Annotated in this window: 16 protein-coding genes and 1 tRNA gene; 7 read left to right on the top strand and 10 right to left on the bottom strand. The window is 40.4% G+C overall.

Annotation, left to right across the window (positions count from 1 at the left end; all coding sequences use genetic code 11):
• Nucleotides 1-761: 761 nt before the first annotated feature.
• From B5G52_RS00865 to rlmE, 7 genes are all read right to left on the bottom strand, one after another.
• A tRNA-Leu gene (locus B5G52_RS00865) sits at nt 762-846 on the bottom strand.
• 80 nt (nt 847-926) lie between these two features.
• Nucleotides 927-1277, bottom strand: coding sequence for a preprotein translocase subunit SecG (gene secG / locus B5G52_RS00870; protein WP_087530809.1), 351 nt, complete (start codon nt 1275-1277; stop codon nt 927-929).
• A gap of 1 nt (nt 1278) precedes the next feature.
• Nucleotides 1279-2028, bottom strand: a complete 750-nt coding sequence (gene tpiA, locus B5G52_RS00875; protein WP_087530810.1) for a triose-phosphate isomerase — start codon at nt 2026-2028, stop codon at nt 1279-1281.
• 72 nt (nt 2029-2100) lie between these two features.
• A complete protein-coding gene (glmM, locus tag B5G52_RS00880) occupies nt 2101-3450 on the bottom strand; it encodes a phosphoglucosamine mutase (RefSeq protein WP_087530811.1) in 1350 nt (449 codons plus the stop codon).
• On the bottom strand, nt 3440-4306 hold the full coding sequence (gene folP, locus B5G52_RS00885) for a dihydropteroate synthase (protein ID WP_087530812.1): 867 nt from the start codon (nt 4304-4306) through the stop codon (nt 3440-3442). The genes glmM and folP overlap by 11 nt, the downstream gene beginning before the upstream one ends.
• 92 nt (nt 4307-4398) lie before the next feature.
• Nucleotides 4399-6339 carry an ATP-dependent zinc metalloprotease FtsH gene (gene ftsH / locus B5G52_RS00890; protein ID WP_087530938.1) on the bottom strand — a complete coding sequence of 647 codons (1941 nt, stop codon included), beginning with the start codon at nt 6337-6339 and terminating at the stop codon, nt 4399-4401.
• A 66-nt stretch (nt 6340-6405) separates the two neighbouring features.
• The gene (rlmE, locus tag B5G52_RS00895) at nt 6406-7035 is read right to left on the bottom strand and encodes a 23S rRNA (uridine(2552)-2'-O)-methyltransferase RlmE (protein ID WP_087530813.1); all 630 of its coding nucleotides are present in this window, start codon (nt 7033-7035) and stop codon (nt 6406-6408) included.
• 88 nt (nt 7036-7123) lie between these two features.
• Here rlmE and yhbY point away from each other — a divergent pair, with 88 nt between their 5' ends.
• Nucleotides 7124-7420, top strand: coding sequence for a ribosome assembly RNA-binding protein YhbY (yhbY, locus tag B5G52_RS00900; RefSeq protein ID WP_058559834.1), 297 nt, complete (start codon nt 7124-7126; stop codon nt 7418-7420).
• 91 nt (nt 7421-7511) lie between these two features.
• On the opposite strand, the gene B5G52_RS00905 is transcribed toward yhbY, so the two are convergent.
• Nucleotides 7512-7988 (bottom strand): histidine phosphatase family protein, encoded by a 477-nt coding sequence (locus B5G52_RS00905; RefSeq protein ID WP_087530814.1) that lies wholly within the window; start codon nt 7986-7988, stop codon nt 7512-7514.
• Nucleotides 7989-8002: 14 nt separating this feature from the next.
• Nucleotides 8003-9151, bottom strand: a complete 1149-nt coding sequence (locus B5G52_RS00910; RefSeq protein WP_087530815.1) for a serine hydrolase — start codon at nt 9149-9151, stop codon at nt 8003-8005.
• A 115-nt stretch (nt 9152-9266) separates the two neighbouring features.
• Between B5G52_RS00910 and B5G52_RS00915 the strand changes: the two genes are divergently transcribed.
• The 6 genes from B5G52_RS00915 to B5G52_RS00940 all read left to right on the top strand — a co-directional run bounded on the left by B5G52_RS00915 (nt 9267) and on the right by B5G52_RS00940 (nt 14996).
• Nucleotides 9267-10073, top strand: a complete 807-nt coding sequence (locus B5G52_RS00915; protein ID WP_087530939.1) for a hypothetical protein — start codon at nt 9267-9269, stop codon at nt 10071-10073.
• A 143-nt stretch (nt 10074-10216) separates the two neighbouring features.
• Complete coding sequence (locus B5G52_RS00920) at nt 10217-11023, top strand: MipA/OmpV family protein (protein WP_254911130.1); 807 nt, start codon at nt 10217-10219, stop codon at nt 11021-11023.
• Nucleotides 11013-11405, top strand: a complete 393-nt coding sequence (locus B5G52_RS00925; protein ID WP_087530817.1) for a DUF3019 domain-containing protein — start codon at nt 11013-11015, stop codon at nt 11403-11405. The genes B5G52_RS00920 and B5G52_RS00925 overlap by 11 nt, the downstream gene beginning before the upstream one ends.
• Before the next feature lie 10 nt (nt 11406-11415).
• On the top strand, nt 11416-12120 hold the full coding sequence (locus tag B5G52_RS00930) for a response regulator transcription factor (protein ID WP_087530818.1): 705 nt from the start codon (nt 11416-11418) through the stop codon (nt 12118-12120).
• Nucleotides 12121-12151: 31 nt separating this feature from the next.
• Nucleotides 12152-13438, top strand: a complete 1287-nt coding sequence (locus B5G52_RS00935; RefSeq protein WP_087530819.1) for a HAMP domain-containing sensor histidine kinase — start codon at nt 12152-12154, stop codon at nt 13436-13438.
• Nucleotides 13439-13643: 205 nt separating this feature from the next.
• Entirely contained in the window at nt 13644-14996 is a 1353-nt protein-coding gene (locus B5G52_RS00940; protein ID WP_087530820.1) for a sodium-dependent transporter, read from the top strand.
• Between the two features lie 16 nt (nt 14997-15012).
• Here the strand turns inward: B5G52_RS00940 and B5G52_RS00945 are convergent, their stop codons facing one another.
• Entirely contained in the window at nt 15013-15468 is a 456-nt protein-coding gene (locus tag B5G52_RS00945) for a GNAT family N-acetyltransferase (RefSeq protein WP_087530821.1), read from the bottom strand.
• Nucleotides 15469-15479 lie beyond the last annotated feature (11 nt).

Consider the following 15479-nt stretch of genomic DNA (forward strand, 5'->3'; position numbering starts at 1 on the left):
TTTCTATATATAATCATCTCATCAATACGTAATCAATCAGAGTTTTAACACTATTTGTTAGATTTTACTTACATCCTCTATTTATAGGCTATTATTAGTTAATTGCAATTCTCTTTTGTTGTAATTAATTGTTTTAGCATTAAATATAAAGAAAATTTTATTAAACTCACCAATTTAACTCAAACCTCACCTAAGTTTTTAAAAAAAGTGACACCTTTACTATAAGATAACCTATTTGATACTAAATATTGTTTAATACAATGATGGTAAGTTTAGCAGCTTGCATCTGATTCAAACTGACTTACCCAAGAGCAGTTGCACAAAAGAATAGGCCGCATTGGTCGACACGGTCAAAAAACACCAGTTCTAGCTAAATATCAAGCCTTTAAAGTGCGGTATTTGTTCTGAAATTTCAATTAATCAACGAAGATCATACATTTGCAACTAATAAAGAGTAAACAATCGAATACTTTACTCAGCAGATAACAACAAAAACAACAGCCAGGGGCTAGCTTTAGCCTCTATTAATAACGGAGAAAGTTTGATTGAGCAAGCACGACAACCTGGTAGTGATGTGTTAGCTAATAAACAGTGAGACAAAACTTAGAAACAACTTTTCATTTAGCTAGACTGATAACCAATCAGCTGTAAAGGGCTAAAACCCGGTACTGACATTGATAATATCTATAAATTACACCTAACTAACTGAATGTATAAGTATAAAAAAACCGGTAACATCGCTGTTACCGGTTTCTTTGATATGGTGCGGTTGGGGGGACTTGAACCCCCACGCCCGAAAGCACTACCCCCTCAAGGTAGCGTGTCTACCAATTCCACCACAACCGCATTTTTAAAGCTTTCACTTTTACCTGTTAAGCTTGTTAGTTTACTTGAGGAATGTAAACCGCTTAACAATATTCTATAAATTAATTTGGTACGTCAGATTTTTCTTTCGTAGATGTTACTGGAACATCGCTATCAGCCGGTGTTACAGTTTCAACTGCAGGAGCTGCTTCTAAGTTTTCCCACTCATCACTTTGCTTAATTTGATTCGCGGTTAAATTACCTAGCACAATACTTAGCACAAAAAAGATTGTCGCTAAAATTGTGGTTGTTTTTGTCATGAAGTTACCCGCACCTGATGAACCGAACACAGTTCCTGATGCGCCAGCGCCAAATGACGAGCCCATATCTGCGCCTTTACCTTGTTGGATTAAAACCATACCAACAAGTGCAAGCGCAACAACTAAATAAACTACTAATAAAATTTCGTACATCTTATACGGTCCTTTTTGCACTATTACAGATTGCAGTAAAGGAATCTGCTTTTAGACTAGCGCCACCAATCAGGCCACCATCTATATCTGGCTGTGCAAATAATAATTCGCTATTTTTTTCATTAACGCTGCCACCATAAAGAATGGTCAGCCCTTGTGCTAAATCGCTGCTTAAAGTAGCAATTTTATCACGGATAAATTTGTGCACGCTTTGTGCTTGTTCAGGCGATGCAGTCTTACCTGTGCCAATGGCCCAAACGGGCTCGTATGCTATCACAGAATCTTTCAGTGCTGCTAGACCTAATTTATCAATTACTGCATCAATTTGTGCAGCAACCACTAATTCAGTTTGTTCTTGTTCACGTTGTTGCTCACTTTCACCTACACATAATATAGGGGTTAAGCCTACTTGCTGTGCACGCGCAAATTTATTAGCAACTGTGTCATTACTTTCACCATAAATACTACGGCGTTCTGAGTGACCAACCAATGTATACTTAGCACCTAAGTCTTTAATTAGTTGTGCGTCTACTTCACCGGTGAAAGCGCCTGGCTCATTTTCCGATACAGTTTGCGCACCTGTTGTTACACCTTGTTTAATTAACGAAGATAACAACGGGTAAGGAGGAAATACTACAACATCTAAATCAGCTGATTTGACGTCATTTACTGCAACAGATAACTGATTAACAAGCTCTAAAGAGCCATTCATTTTCCAGTTCCCAGCTACCATTGGCTTGCGTGTTGCCATTTTTCCACTCCAGATTAGAAAGCGGGCGAGATAGTAACTCGACTCGCCCAAAGTTACAAGAGGTTATTGTTATCAATCAGTTTGTTTGCTCATAGATTCGACAACTGCAGCAATTTTGCTTGCGCTATCAAGTACTACTTTTTCTTCTTCAGCTTCAACCATTACTCGCACTACCGGCTCAGTGCCAGATTTACGTAGTAAAACTCGACCTTTGTCGGCCAGTTTAGTTTCAACTTCCGCAACTGCAGCAAGTACTTCTGGTGCTTGGGTTGGATCAGTACCCGCTTTGTAGCGCACGTTAATCATTTTCATTGGGTATTTAGTAAAACCAGCACCTAAATCTTTCAATGTGCGGTTTTGTGCAACCATTGCGGCTAATACTTGTAAGCTTGAGATGATTCCATCGCCCGTGCTAATAAGGTCTAAATTCAATACATGCCCAGAGCTTTCGCCACCGATTTTCCAGCCTTTTTCTTGCAATAGTTCCATTACATAACGGTCGCCAACTTTACTACGTTCAAATGCGATACCTTTGGCTTTTAATGCGTTTTCAAGACCCATATTAGACATAACCGTACCAACAACACCACCACCTAAAATATCATCTTGGGCAGCCTGACAAGCTATAATGTAAACAATATCATCGCCATCAAATACACGGCCATTATGATCAACCATCATGACACGGTCACCGTCACCGTCATAGGCAATACCCACATCAGCGTTATGCTCAAGCACTTTACGCTTAAGTGCATCTACATGAGTTGCACCACACTCTAAATTGATATTTACACCATTTGGTTCACATGCATGACAAATAATCTCAGCACCTAGCTCACGCATGACTGATGGTGCTATATGGTAAGTGGCTCCATTAGCACAATCTAATACAATTTTTAGTCCTTCAAGTGATAAACCTTGCGGGAATTGGCTCTTACAAAACTCAATATAACGCCCATCAGCACTTTCTAGACGGCGTGCTTTACCTAACTTATCAGAGGCTACACACGTCATAGGCTCATCAAGCATGGCTTCGATTTGCAACTCTACGTCATCACCGAGTTTTAACCCTCGACCACAGAAGAACTTAATGCCATTATCATGATAAGGATTATGTGAGGCGCTGATCACAATACCCGCTTCAGCACGAAATGTTTGCGCAAGATAAGCAACAGCCGGTGTTGGCATTGGCCCTAGTAAAACCACATCGATACCTGCGGCAATTAAGCCAGCTTCGAGTGATGTTTCAAGCATATAGCCAGAAATCCGCGTATCTTTACCAATAATAACTTTTTTAGTGCCATTTTGTGACAGTACACGACCAGCTGCCCAGCCAAGTTTAAGTGCAAATTCAGGGGTGATTGGAAACTCCCCAACCATGCCACGTACACCATCGGTGCCAAAATATTTTCTATTGCTCATTTGATATTCCTTGTTCGCAAGCTTGCCAAACAGCAAGCACATCTGCGGTTTCTTTTACATCATGTACTCGAATAATTTTTGCGCCACGTTGCGCTGCTATAAGTGCCCCAGCTAAACTGCCGGCAAGGCGCTCATCCGTTGTTCTATTTAGTAAATTACCAATCATTGATTTACGTGAAAGCCCTGCCAACACTGGTAAATTAAATCGATTAAATTCATCAAATCGTGCTAACAATTGATAATTGTGAGTCAAGCTTTTTCCAAAGCCAAAGCCTGGATCTAGAATAAGTTGCTCTGGCTTAATGCCCGCTGCTTTACAAGCATCAATACGTTGCTGAAAAAAATGATTGATATCTGCAAATAAATTATCGTACTGCGGATTGCTTTGCATGGTGCGAGGCTGCCCCTGCATATGCATCAAGCAAATAGCGACATCTTTAAACTGGGCTGCTGCGCTAAGCGCACCAGGCTCTTGTAGAGCACGCACATCATTTATTATATCAGCCCCAGCGCGTATTGCTTGGTGCATTACTTCGCTTTTGCTGGTATCAATTGAAATGATACATTCACTTACAGCTAAATCTGAATGAGCCCTTATTGCTTTTATTGTGGGTATTACACGACTTAACTCTTCTTCAAGCGTGACATCAGGCGCACCTGGGCGCGTCGACTCACCACCAATATCTATTATGGTCGCACCATCGTTAAGAAGGGCTTGAGCTTGAATGACAGCGCTGTCCGTTTGATAGTATGAACCACCATCTGAAAAGGAATCAGGAGTAACATTTAAGATCCCCATAATGATTGGGGTGTTGAGGTGCAACTTACGACCTCGAGGTAAATTAACTGTGGTCATTTTTCACCTTCAATACATCCATCGTATTGATTATTCTTTTTAATACAAAAAACCCCGGTGGCCCGGGGTTTTTAGATAAGCTATTTTAACTATTATTCAGCTTTGTCATCAAGGTTTGTTTCATCTTTTTGCGATGATTCTTGATCTTTATTCTCAGGTTCAGCTTTTACTTGGGCTGGTGCTGGCTTTTTATCGTCTGTGTCACGTCTGTCATGCGCATCGCGAGGCTCGCGCACTGGTTGACGTGCCATTAAGTCATCAATTTGTTTTGCATCAATTGTTTCATACTTCATTAATGCATCTTTCATCGAATGTAAGATATCGATATTCTCTTTAAGAATATCCTCAGCACGTTGGTAGTTTCTATCAGAAAACAAACGTACTTCAGTATCAATTACTTTTGCAGTTTCATCCGACATGCTCATAGCACGGCCTCCGCCGCCACCCATGTACATTTCATTCTGATCTTCTGCATAAAGTAATGGCCCAAGCTTTTCACTCAAACCCCACTGAGTAACCATTTTACGCGCAATATCAGTTGCCCTTTCAATATCGTTACTCGCACCTGTGGTTACTTTATCTTCACCGTAGATAAGTGCTTCTGCAATACGTCCACCATAAAGGCTTGAAATCATTGACTCAAGCAACTCTTTTGAATGACTAACACGGTCTTGCTCTGGTAAGTACATAGTTACACCAAGGGCGCGGCCACGAGGAATAATAGACACTTTATACACAGGGTCATGCTCTGGCACTAACCGACCAACAATTGCGTGGCCCGCTTCATGGTAGGCTGTCATTTCTTTTTCTTGCTCACTCATCACCATGGTCTTGCGCTCAGCACCCATCATGATTTTATCTTTAGCAGCATCAAACTCAGCCATGCTAACTACACGCTTATTACCACGAGCAGCGTATAAAGCAGCTTCGTTGACAAGGTTTGCTAAGTCGGCACCTGAGAAACCTGGCGTGCCGCGGGCAATAACAGCCGCTTCTACGTTGTCGCCTAAAGGCACTTTACGCATATGAACTTTTAATATTTGCTCACGACCACGAATATCAGGTAAACCAACCACAACTTGACGGTCAAAACGACCAGGACGAAGTAATGCTGGATCAAGTACATCAGGGCGGTTCGTTGCGGCGATAACGATAATACCTTCGTTGCCTTCAAAACCATCCATTTCTACTAACATTTGGTTTAGAGTTTGTTCACGCTCATCGTGACCGCCGCCCATACCTGCACCACGCTTACGACCAACTGCATCAATCTCATCGATGAAAATGATACATGGCGCTGCTTTTTTAGCTTGTTCAAACATGTCACGAACACGTGACGCACCAACACCAACAAACATTTCTACAAAGTCAGAACCTGAAATAGTAAAAAACGGTACTTTTGCTTCACCGGCAACAGCTTTGGCAAGCAATGTTTTACCCGTTCCAGGAGGACCGACCATCAGTACACCTTTAGGAATACTACCGCCTAACTTTTGGAACTTAGACGGATCCCGTAAGAAATCCACTAATTCGGTCACATCATCTTTCGCTTCGTCACACCCAGCAACATCCGCGAAGGTTGTTTTAACTTGGTCTTCGCTCATCAAGCGTGCTTTGCTCTTACCGAACGACATAGCACCTTTACCGCCACCGCCTTGCATTTGACGCATGAAGAAAATCCACACACCAATGAGGAGCAGCATCGGGAACCATGAAATAAGTATGCTTGCTAAGAACGACTGTTCTTCAGGTTTAACACCTTTAACATTCACATCACTTTTTAATAAGTCATTTAAAATGTCTTTGTCATAAATAGGCATAATGGTTTGAAAGCGCTCACCATTACTTTTAGTCCCAGTGATTGTGCCACTGGTACTCTCAATTGCCACTTCTTGTATAGCGCCATTTCGGGCGTCTTTAACAAATTGACTGTAACTAGTTTGACGATCGATTTGATCGCCACCATTAAAGCTCTGAAAGACTGACATTAGCACAACTGCAATTACCAGCCAGAGTATTAGATTTTTCGCCATATCGCTCAAGGGGTTAACCTCTTGTATCCAATTAATTTAAATTCAACTACACGCCTGACAACTGTACTACAGTTTGTAGCCTGTCGCTACTATATATACTTCACGAGAACGAGCACGCGAGGCGTCGGGTTTGCGTATCTTCACTGTTTTAAAGCTATTACGTACATCTTGTAAATATTGATCAAAACCTTCACCTTGGAAAACTTTAACAATAAATGCACCATTTTTCTTCAACACTTGGTGACACATGTCCAGCGCTAGTTCCACCAGATACATACTGCCTGCTTGGTCAACAGAGCTATTGCCACTCATATTCGGTGCCATGTCGGAAAGCACCACATCTACGTTTTTACCCCCAATACGATTTAATAGCGCATCGAGTACAGCCTCTTCTCGAAAATCTCCTTGTAAAAAATCAACACCTGCCAGTGAATCCATAGGTAATATATCACATGCAACAACTTGGCCTTTAGCGCCAACTTTTTCTGCTAAATACTGGGACCAACTACCGGGTGCCGCACCTAAATCTACCACGGTCATTGCTGGGCGTAGTAATTTATCTTTATTTTGAATTTCATCAAGTTTAAAAATCGCACGAGAGCGCCAACCTTTCTTTTGGGCTTCGTGAACGTAAGGATCATCAAAATGTTCCTTCAACCAACGCTGTGAACTGGCTGAATGTTTTTTATTTGTCATAAATTAACACGCAACTAATTAGTAATATTCTTTAGATGGCGTTAGAATACCCTTAATTCAAGCCATATTCAGCAAAATTTGTAACAACATGAAATTATCGAACAAACAAAAGCAGTTTTTAAAAGGTCAAGCACACTCCCTAAAACCAGTTGTATTACTTGGTTCAAACGGTTTAACCGAAGGTGTTGTGGTTGAAATACAAAGTGCATTAGAGATTCACGAACTTATTAAAGTTAAAGTACCAACTGACGATCGTGAAACTAAAGCCTTGATATTTGAGGCAATTGTACGTGAAACTGGCGCAGAAAAACTGCAAACAATCGGTCACACGATTGTGCTTTATCGCCAAAGTGAAGAGAAAAAAATTCAGTTGCCGCGCAATTAATTTTTTTAGCTTCCTAAAAAAACCAGCGGAAGCTGGTTTTTTTATAATTAAATTTTACGGCGAAGAAAAATGTAAAAGAATGTGCAATCGACTAAAAATTCATTCGTAAATCACTTAGATGATAATTTTTCCCTCTGCGCTGTAGTAAGAAATAACGTGAAAATTCTGATTCAAGCATTTTACTTACCGTTAATTCAGAAATTAAAGCCGCTAGTTCAACACTCGTATTGCTATGACCAATGACTATCACTGTGCCCTGTTGTTGCAAAATATGCTCTTTAAACGCCACTAAATCTCGCGGATCATAAATATTAATCTCAACAGCAAAGTGCTTAGCTAATTCACTTGCACTCTCAACGGTACGATTATAATTAGTGCTGTATAACGTAACCGTTTCAGTTTGGTGAATTAAAGTAGGTAATTGCAGCGCCCTTTGCTTTCCAGCGGTTGTTAAATGCGGGTTCTTGCCTTCGCTTTTTTCACTATGACGAAATAAGAAAATATTTTCAGGTGTCGCATAAACCGCGCCAGTATAAAAAATAATTAAAAAACTCAGTAAGTACTTCATTAATGATCCTAGCGTTATTTCTGCTGACGTTTATAAGCAAGGACTTGGTCAATAAACTCTGTGGTAAGCTCATTGATCAAACCTGTTTCCGCATTTAAAATCAAACTAAAACCAATGTTTAAATGCGGCATAATAACGATATCACTACGATAGCCTTGCACCCAGCCACTGTGGTAATAAAGGGTTTCATTATCATAATTATAAACCCGCCAACCTAAACCATAATAAGCCTCTTTGAGGTGTTTTTTCCACACCCTACGACGTAACTCTTTTTTAGTATGCGTATAAGGACGAGTTTGATCTGCAAGTACTTCAGGCGACAACACACTTGGGTAGTAACCCAATTGTGCTTTAAGCCATATAGCCATATCACTGGCACTGGCGTTAACACCCGCAGCGGGCAGCACTTTATAGTAGTTTTGTTTTAATCTTGCCGTATGCCAACGCTTACGCCCCCTAACATGTGGGTGGGCGTAGTTGTTATCAATTATCATTTGCTCATACCCTAAACTAGCATCGTTCATTTGCAAAGGTGCAAAAACGAATTCATTTAACCAGCGAGCATAGCCCATTTTAGTGCTTGCTTTAATTACTTCATCAACCAAACTAAACATCACGTTTTGATAGCCATAACACTGTCCGGGCTTACAAATGGGCTCTACACTTAAAAGCTTAGATACAATATCAGGGTAACTCATTCTCGACTCAATCAAGTTATCATATGCATTGGGCACTAAACCTCCTGAATGGCTCAATAAGTGATAAACCTTCAAGTTGTTTTTATAACTCGTATTACTGAATTCAGGAATAAATTTGCTAACAGGATCTTCGAGAGAAAAGCGCCCTTCATTGGCGAGTTTTGCCGTCAGGGAGCCTGCAAATGTTTTCGATACTGAGGCTAAGCGAAAGCGAGTATGGGCATCGACCTTGCGCCCCTTAGAAAGCTTTGTAACACCAATCCCTTTTACAAAAAGATTATCCGGGCCGTTTACTATAGACAGCGCACCACCAGGGATCCCTTTACTTTTTAATTTTGCAGCTAGATGCTTTTCATAATCACTGACAAGTGATTGCCACTGTTTATCAGTTGCATGACTAAGCCCAGAAAAAAACAACAGAGTAAGGAGAAAAACGGTATAAACCCAGGGCAAAAAATACTTCATTTTTTATTATTTTTATCTACATTGAGAATATTCTGAGTCCATAATACCATGAACTTTTATTAAGACTAACGTACAATGTCTAGATTCATGAATTTTTAAAGGGTTTATTGTGATTATTCGTATTCTTATTATTGCTGTTTTTATCTTAACAACCACAGCGTGTGTTACCGCCCCACCGCCAATAGCAGCACCATTAGCAATGCCAGCAAAGCCATCTTTGAAAAGCCAAAGCTACCAAGTTGAATACGCAACTAAACATGCTTCCCCTAAAGTGAAGTCGGTGCAGCTACCAGCCCATAAAGTAAGCCGTAATCAAACTGTTAGAATCGTCGCAGATAAAGCCAGTGTCACAGACACATTATTCAAGCAAATAAGTGATGCAATAACTGCAATTAATTTGCGTGTTGTTGAACAAGGTGTTACTGATTACACTCTATCAATTCATCAACTGGAACTTAACTTTATTGACGACACCAAATATCAAATACAAGTTCCTAGCGAAACAACAACTACATTTGAAAAAGTCGCTATGCTTTACCCGACACAACAATGTGCGACCATCAACGCACAAGTAAGCATGCGCTTAACCCACAGAGCCTCAGGTGATGTTGTGTGGTTTGGAAAATCATCTATTGATAGTGCCAGTTTTCACAGAGAGCCGTTGGTATATAGCTTTGTACAAGAACAATTAATCAGTAATGAATTAGAAATTGCATCTTTTATTCACGAACAAAATACAGAGCAAGCGCGTATGGCACGTGCAAATCAGGACGTGAGTATTCCAGAGTATAAAACCATCAGCAAAATGAGTAACTTAACTAAGTTACAAGGGCCATGTAATCGCACTGAAATAAGCGCTTTGACTCCAATGATGCAGTATTATTTAACCAGTATTTTGATTGATAAAATTAAAGTGTTATAAAATTAAACACCATTTCGTACATTTTTTTACAGATAAAAGGTACTCTTTAACAATATAATACACATACTTACTCTATTTACGCTGCCGGAAAACAGATGCTGCACAATCAATTAGCACCATATTTGAAACTTACCCTTCTCAGTATGTGTTTGTGGATCAACACCAGTGCAGCAAGCAATCGCTACTATGCAGATAACACTCTTGAGCCCACTAGCGGGTTTGCGTGGGATTGGAGTGCGGGAGCGGGTTATTATATTGAAGACTCCTTTTTGGTTGGAATGGACTCATACAATGATGGCTTAGAGCTTGACCTAAATCTCGCGCTATCTTACGACCGTTTTTACCTCGATATAGATCACAGTCAGCTCAGTGGTGGCGTCATCGTTGGCTATAGTATAATTGAACAGTTTAATTGGGAACTGGATATAATTGGTGCTAATGTTCAAGCAGGCTTTGATGATACTGGCCTCGACTTTTATAACACCGGTACCATAGAAGAACTTGCCGGTATTAATACTCGAAAATATGACTTTAATACTGGTTTACGCTTAGCCCGTCGTTTTGAAAACTCACAAATATCATTTGAATACCTCCACGATATATCAAACGCCCATAATGGCTGGGTGATGAATTCGTTTTTTAGTCATATTCTACCTTGGCGGAATTGGGAATTTCGCACCGGCGTAGGGATCAGTGCATATTCAGCTGATTTTACTAATTACTACTTTGGTATCGCAGCAGATGAAGCCACGCCAACTAGACCCATATACAGCACAGGCACATCAGGTAGCTTAATCTTTGAATTTCATGCCGAGTATCCACTTAATCAACATTGGGTATTTTTAAGCGGCTGGCTATCAACGTGGTTTTCCGACGAAATAGCTGATAGCCCCATTGTCTCACAAAGCTATCAACATAAAGCCATGGTAGGCGTGCGATATGTATTCTAAAACTCTTACTATAATTTTTTGTTTACTGGGGTCTAAATCGCTTTTAGTCCACGGCGAGCAAGCACAAGAGAATAACCTTCTCGCTGTACCAGATACCTGTGTTGCGCTTCGCGAAGGACGTAACTGCTATGCTGATATTGCACTGAATTGGCAACAGCCTGAGGTTGGCAATTACTGCCTACGCGATGCGACTTCAAAACATATAATGCAATGCTGGTTAAGGCAGCAGTCTGGCCAATTCAATTACGCTTTTGATTCTGTTGAAACAATTGCTTTTGAGCTAATCAATAGTGATAACGGTAAAATAATCGCAACGACTCAAGTACAACTACAATGGGTTTATCAAAACCGCCAAAAGAAACGTCGCTGGCGACTTTTTTAAAGAGAATTCTATGGATAATTACGGCACCATTTTACTAGTAGAAGATGACAGCTCCCTTGCACAATGGGTAGCTGAGTATTTAACTGAGCAAGGTTATACCGCACAAATATGCGCTCGTGGCGATCAAGTTGTTACGCAAGTAAAACAATTAAACCCAGATTTAATTTTACTTGATGTCATGTTGCCTGGCCAAGATGGTATTAGTGTATGCAGAGAACTTCGCCAATTCTATCAACGCCCTATAATTATGCTGACCGCACGCGATGATGAAATGGATGAAGTGATCGGCTTAGAAGTAGGCGCAAGTGACTACATAATGAAACCAGTCAGACCCAGAGCATTACTTGCACGTATAAAAGCTGCGCTGCGTTTAAATAATGATACTTCAGATAACAGGCAAGACGACACTATTATCGAAGTTGGCTCATTAAAAATTGATACTCAAGCTCGAAATGTGTTTATTAATAATGTAGAGCAACCCATTTCGAGTGCGGAATACTTGTTGCTACAATATTTGGCAGCTAATGCAGGGCAAGTTGTTTCGCGCGATGCGGTATTTAAAGCAACCAAAGGACGCGAATATGATGGCCTAGACCGTAGCGTAGATGTGCTTATTTCTGCACTGCGTAAAAAGTTTAATGATGACTCACAACACCCAGAAAAAATAAAAACGATTTGGGGCCGAGGCTACCTACTTGTTGCCAGTGCATGGTAAATGTAAAAACGAGCCGAGGTTATAGCAAGCAATGAAAAAGTTTTATATTTCATTACTAGCCAGTGCCCTACTTTCAATCGTGGTACTGGGTTGGCTTATCGATGCATTTAGCCAGCAAACTTACAGTAGTAAAGATGAGTTTGAATTACAAAGTAAGTTACTTATGGGGTTTAGCCAACAAGTAAGTGCAGTTGCGATGGAGCAAAGAGCCTCTTTTACCCAACAACTGGCAACCCAGTTTTCTTTACCTTTAACATACAGAGCTACTCAAGCACTCGCTTTACCGACTTCATTAGTCAATGAAATGAATAAACAAGGTGGCCTTATCCTCGAAGATCAACTGGGGTTTTACTTGCTCTACAGTAACAGTCAGCTTGCACCTTTTCATTTAAAGCTACGATTAGAAAAGCGCCAAGAACTTACCCAGCAAAATGATATGTTGCTCACTTTGCTCTTTTATGCGGGTTTATGTGTCTTTATGGGCTTTATTATTGCGCCGCTTGCTAAACGCTTGAGTGTAGTGAATGAAGCTGCTAAACAGTTCGCCAGTGGTAATTTACAAGCACGGATCGGGGTCTCCCATTTTACTTATATTAAAGACGTCGAGATGACATTTAATCGCATGGCTAGCCAGATTGAAAAGCTGCTTGATGAAAACAAACTCATGGCGTCTAGTTTATCACATGATATTCGCACACCAATCGCATGCTTACGCTTTGGTTTAGACGCAGCACTCGATTGTACAGACGAACAAAAAAGAAAAAATTACTTATCAAGAATGGAGTCAGATTTAGATCAAATGGAGTCAATGCTTAAAAGCTACTTAGCATTTGCCACTTTAGAGCAAAAAGCGACACAACTGACTTATACACGAACCCAGTTAAATGCATATTTAACCACTGTAGTACAACAGCTTGAGCCTAAGATTATTAAGCAGCAGCTCGACTTGGAACTAAATTGTAGCGATATTAGTATTTGTGCCGACTTACATTGGCTTGCGAGGGCAATCAGTAACTTACTCAGTAATGCATGTGATTTTGCTAACGAAAAAATTATTCTATCTGCTTACAAGCAAAGCCAAATGGTTGTTTTCACCGTCGAGGATGATGGCCCGGGTATTGATGAAACTAATTGGCGTAAGGTATTTAGCCCCTTTTTCCAAGAACAGAGTCACCGTAACCGTGGTGATCAGAGCTATGGTTTAGGTTTAGCAATTGTTGCCAAAGTTGCTGATTGGCATCATGGTTCAGTTATTGTAGGGCGAAGTAAACGACTACCTGGCGCCTGTTTTACTCTAAAAATACACGACACCACTTAAATGTAACCATTATGTTACAGTTTACATCAAGTGTTTCATTGAAATGTTAAACTATACAATCACTTAGCAACCACCGAAATGTAAACGTACGCTAGCAATGATTCAAAATCAAGCAAACACGCTTATATGAAAAAATAAGTGCTTTTTATTTTTTAGCATTTACAGTAGATTGTCACCGCCGTCACACAATAGAGAAGTAATAATAATGAGCGCAATTAGAGGGGAGTTCAGCTCCCGATTTGGATTCATCATGGCCGCAGCTGGCTCAGCGGTGGGTCTGGGAAATATTTGGGGATTCCCCACCCAAACAGCTAGTAATGGCGGTGCAGCATTTTTGGTTGCCTATCTTATCCTCGCTTTTTGTTTAGCTTATCCTGCATTAATGGCTGAGCTGACAATTGGCCGTCATGGGCAAGCAAATGCAGTTTCCTCTTTACGTAAAATCTCGAATTCTGACGCACAGAAGCGTTTTGCCTTTGTTGTTGGCTTTGGTGGGATAATTTGTGCAGGACTGATTTTAAGTTTTTATGCCATAGTGGCTGGTTGGATGATAAGTGCAACTTTTGCTCCAATAGCAACACTTAGTGGTAGCGACAGTACCGCCAGTTGGTTAAGTGAACAATCACTATCAAGAAACCTACTATTTACTGCAGGCTTCATAGTTTTAACCGTTGCAATCATTAGTCGTGGCGTTGAGAATGGCATTGAAAAATGGTCAAAACGCTTAATGCCTGCACTACTATCTATTTTATTTGCGCTGATTATTTATGTAATGATGCAAGAAGGTGCAATGACAGGGCTTAAAGCATACTTAGTGCCTGATTTTAGCTCAATTCTAAACCCAGAATTATTAGTTAATGCTTTGGGCCAAGCATTCTTTTCATTGTCACTTGGCACCAGTGTGATGATCATTTATGGCTCTTATATCAGTAAAAAAGAAAATCTTGTGTCACTGGGTGCTTATGTAACCCTTATTGATGTATTCATCGCCTTTGTTGCGGGATTACTGATTATCCCGGCCATGTATGTAGCGCAAGCACAAGGCGTTGAGATTTTCAGTGACACTGGTAAATTGCTATCAGAGGACACGCTAGTGTTTCAGGTATTACCGGCGCTATTTGATGGTATGGGTACAATAGGTCTATTTGTAGGTTTTGCTTTTTTTGCTTTAATGAGTATAGCTGCACTCACCTCTTCAATTTCTATGCTTGAAGCTCCTGTATCATATGCTGTTGAGCGCTTTTCACTAGAAAGGGTAAAAGCAACCTGGCTAATCGGTGCAATAATTACCTTGGTAAGTTCAATCATTGTAATTAACTTTGGCGCTTTATTTGGTTTAGTAATCACCATAACCACCAAATTTGGCCAGCCGCTACTGGGCTTGATGTGTTGCCTGTTTGTTGGTTGGATTTGGTATAGAAACTCACTACTGAACGAAATAAAACAAGGCTGCCCAGATGTAGCTCACAGTTTATTTTGGAAAGTATGGCCTTGGTACATAAAGTTTATTTGCCCAATTGCAATCGGACTTGTATTCATTAACTCTATATTTGGTTAATAATTAAATCCATCAGCTAAGCTGATGGATTTTTTAAAATCATATCTTGATGTTCAATACCGTCTTCTAAATAGGGTTGTGCAATGGCTGTAAATCCAAAACCCCGGTAAAAATCGAGTAAGTAGGTTTGCGCACCTATATATACATCTTTGCTAGGCCATTGCTCAACACATACAGCGATAGCCTGCTTCACTAGCTTTTTTGCAAACCCACTACCACGCTGTGATTCATTGATAAGTACACGTCCAATAGCACTGTACTGTTCATTCTTAACATAGCAACGGGCATATGCGCCAAGCTGCTCTTGTTGTGTCAACCAATACACGTGCCGTGTTGCACTGTGACAATCTACTTCATCTAACTCTGGGTATGCACATGCTTGTTCAACTACGAATACATCAACTCGACCTTTTGCAATAATAAATAACTCATTGGTTGTAAGAGCTGAAAATGGCTTCACCGTTAAATTCATAAAAAACCCTG

It is taken from the genome of Pseudoalteromonas sp. A601 (assembly GCF_002165575.1).
GTDB lineage: Bacteria > Pseudomonadota > Gammaproteobacteria > Enterobacterales > Alteromonadaceae > Pseudoalteromonas.

Bases quoted from the DNA above. Each gene is read 5' to 3' on its own strand.
- secG (WP_087530809.1), bottom strand. From the start codon at position 1,277: ATGTACGAAATTTTATTAGTAGTTTATTTAGTTGTTGCGCTTGCACTT.
- tpiA (WP_087530810.1), bottom strand. From the start codon at position 2,028: ATGGCAACACGCAAGCCAATGGTAGCTGGGAACTGGAAAATGAATGGC.
- glmM (WP_087530811.1), bottom strand. From the start codon at position 3,450: ATGAGCAATAGAAAATATTTTGGCACCGATGGTGTACGTGGCATGGTT.
- folP (WP_087530812.1), bottom strand. From the start codon at position 4,306: ATGACCACAGTTAATTTACCTCGAGGTCGTAAGTTGCACCTCAACACC.
- ftsH (WP_087530938.1), bottom strand. From the start codon at position 6,339: ATGGCGAAAAATCTAATACTCTGGCTGGTAATTGCAGTTGTGCTAATG.
- rlmE (WP_087530813.1), bottom strand. From the start codon at position 7,035: ATGACAAATAAAAAACATTCAGCCAGTTCACAGCGTTGGTTGAAGGAA.
- yhbY (WP_058559834.1), top strand. From the start codon at position 7,124: ATGAAATTATCGAACAAACAAAAGCAGTTTTTAAAAGGTCAAGCACAC.
- B5G52_RS00905 (WP_087530814.1), bottom strand. From the start codon at position 7,988: ATGAAGTACTTACTGAGTTTTTTAATTATTTTTTATACTGGCGCGGTT.
- B5G52_RS00910 (WP_087530815.1), bottom strand. From the start codon at position 9,151: ATGAAGTATTTTTTGCCCTGGGTTTATACCGTTTTTCTCCTTACTCTG.
- B5G52_RS00920 (WP_254911130.1), top strand. From the start codon at position 10,217: ATGTGTTTGTGGATCAACACCAGTGCAGCAAGCAATCGCTACTATGCA.
- B5G52_RS00925 (WP_087530817.1), top strand. From the start codon at position 11,013: ATGTATTCTAAAACTCTTACTATAATTTTTTGTTTACTGGGGTCTAAA.
- B5G52_RS00930 (WP_087530818.1), top strand. From the start codon at position 11,416: ATGGATAATTACGGCACCATTTTACTAGTAGAAGATGACAGCTCCCTT.
- B5G52_RS00935 (WP_087530819.1), top strand. From the start codon at position 12,152: ATGAAAAAGTTTTATATTTCATTACTAGCCAGTGCCCTACTTTCAATC.
- B5G52_RS00940 (WP_087530820.1), top strand. From the start codon at position 13,644: ATGAGCGCAATTAGAGGGGAGTTCAGCTCCCGATTTGGATTCATCATG.
- B5G52_RS00945 (WP_087530821.1), bottom strand. From the start codon at position 15,468: ATGAATTTAACGGTGAAGCCATTTTCAGCTCTTACAACCAATGAGTTA.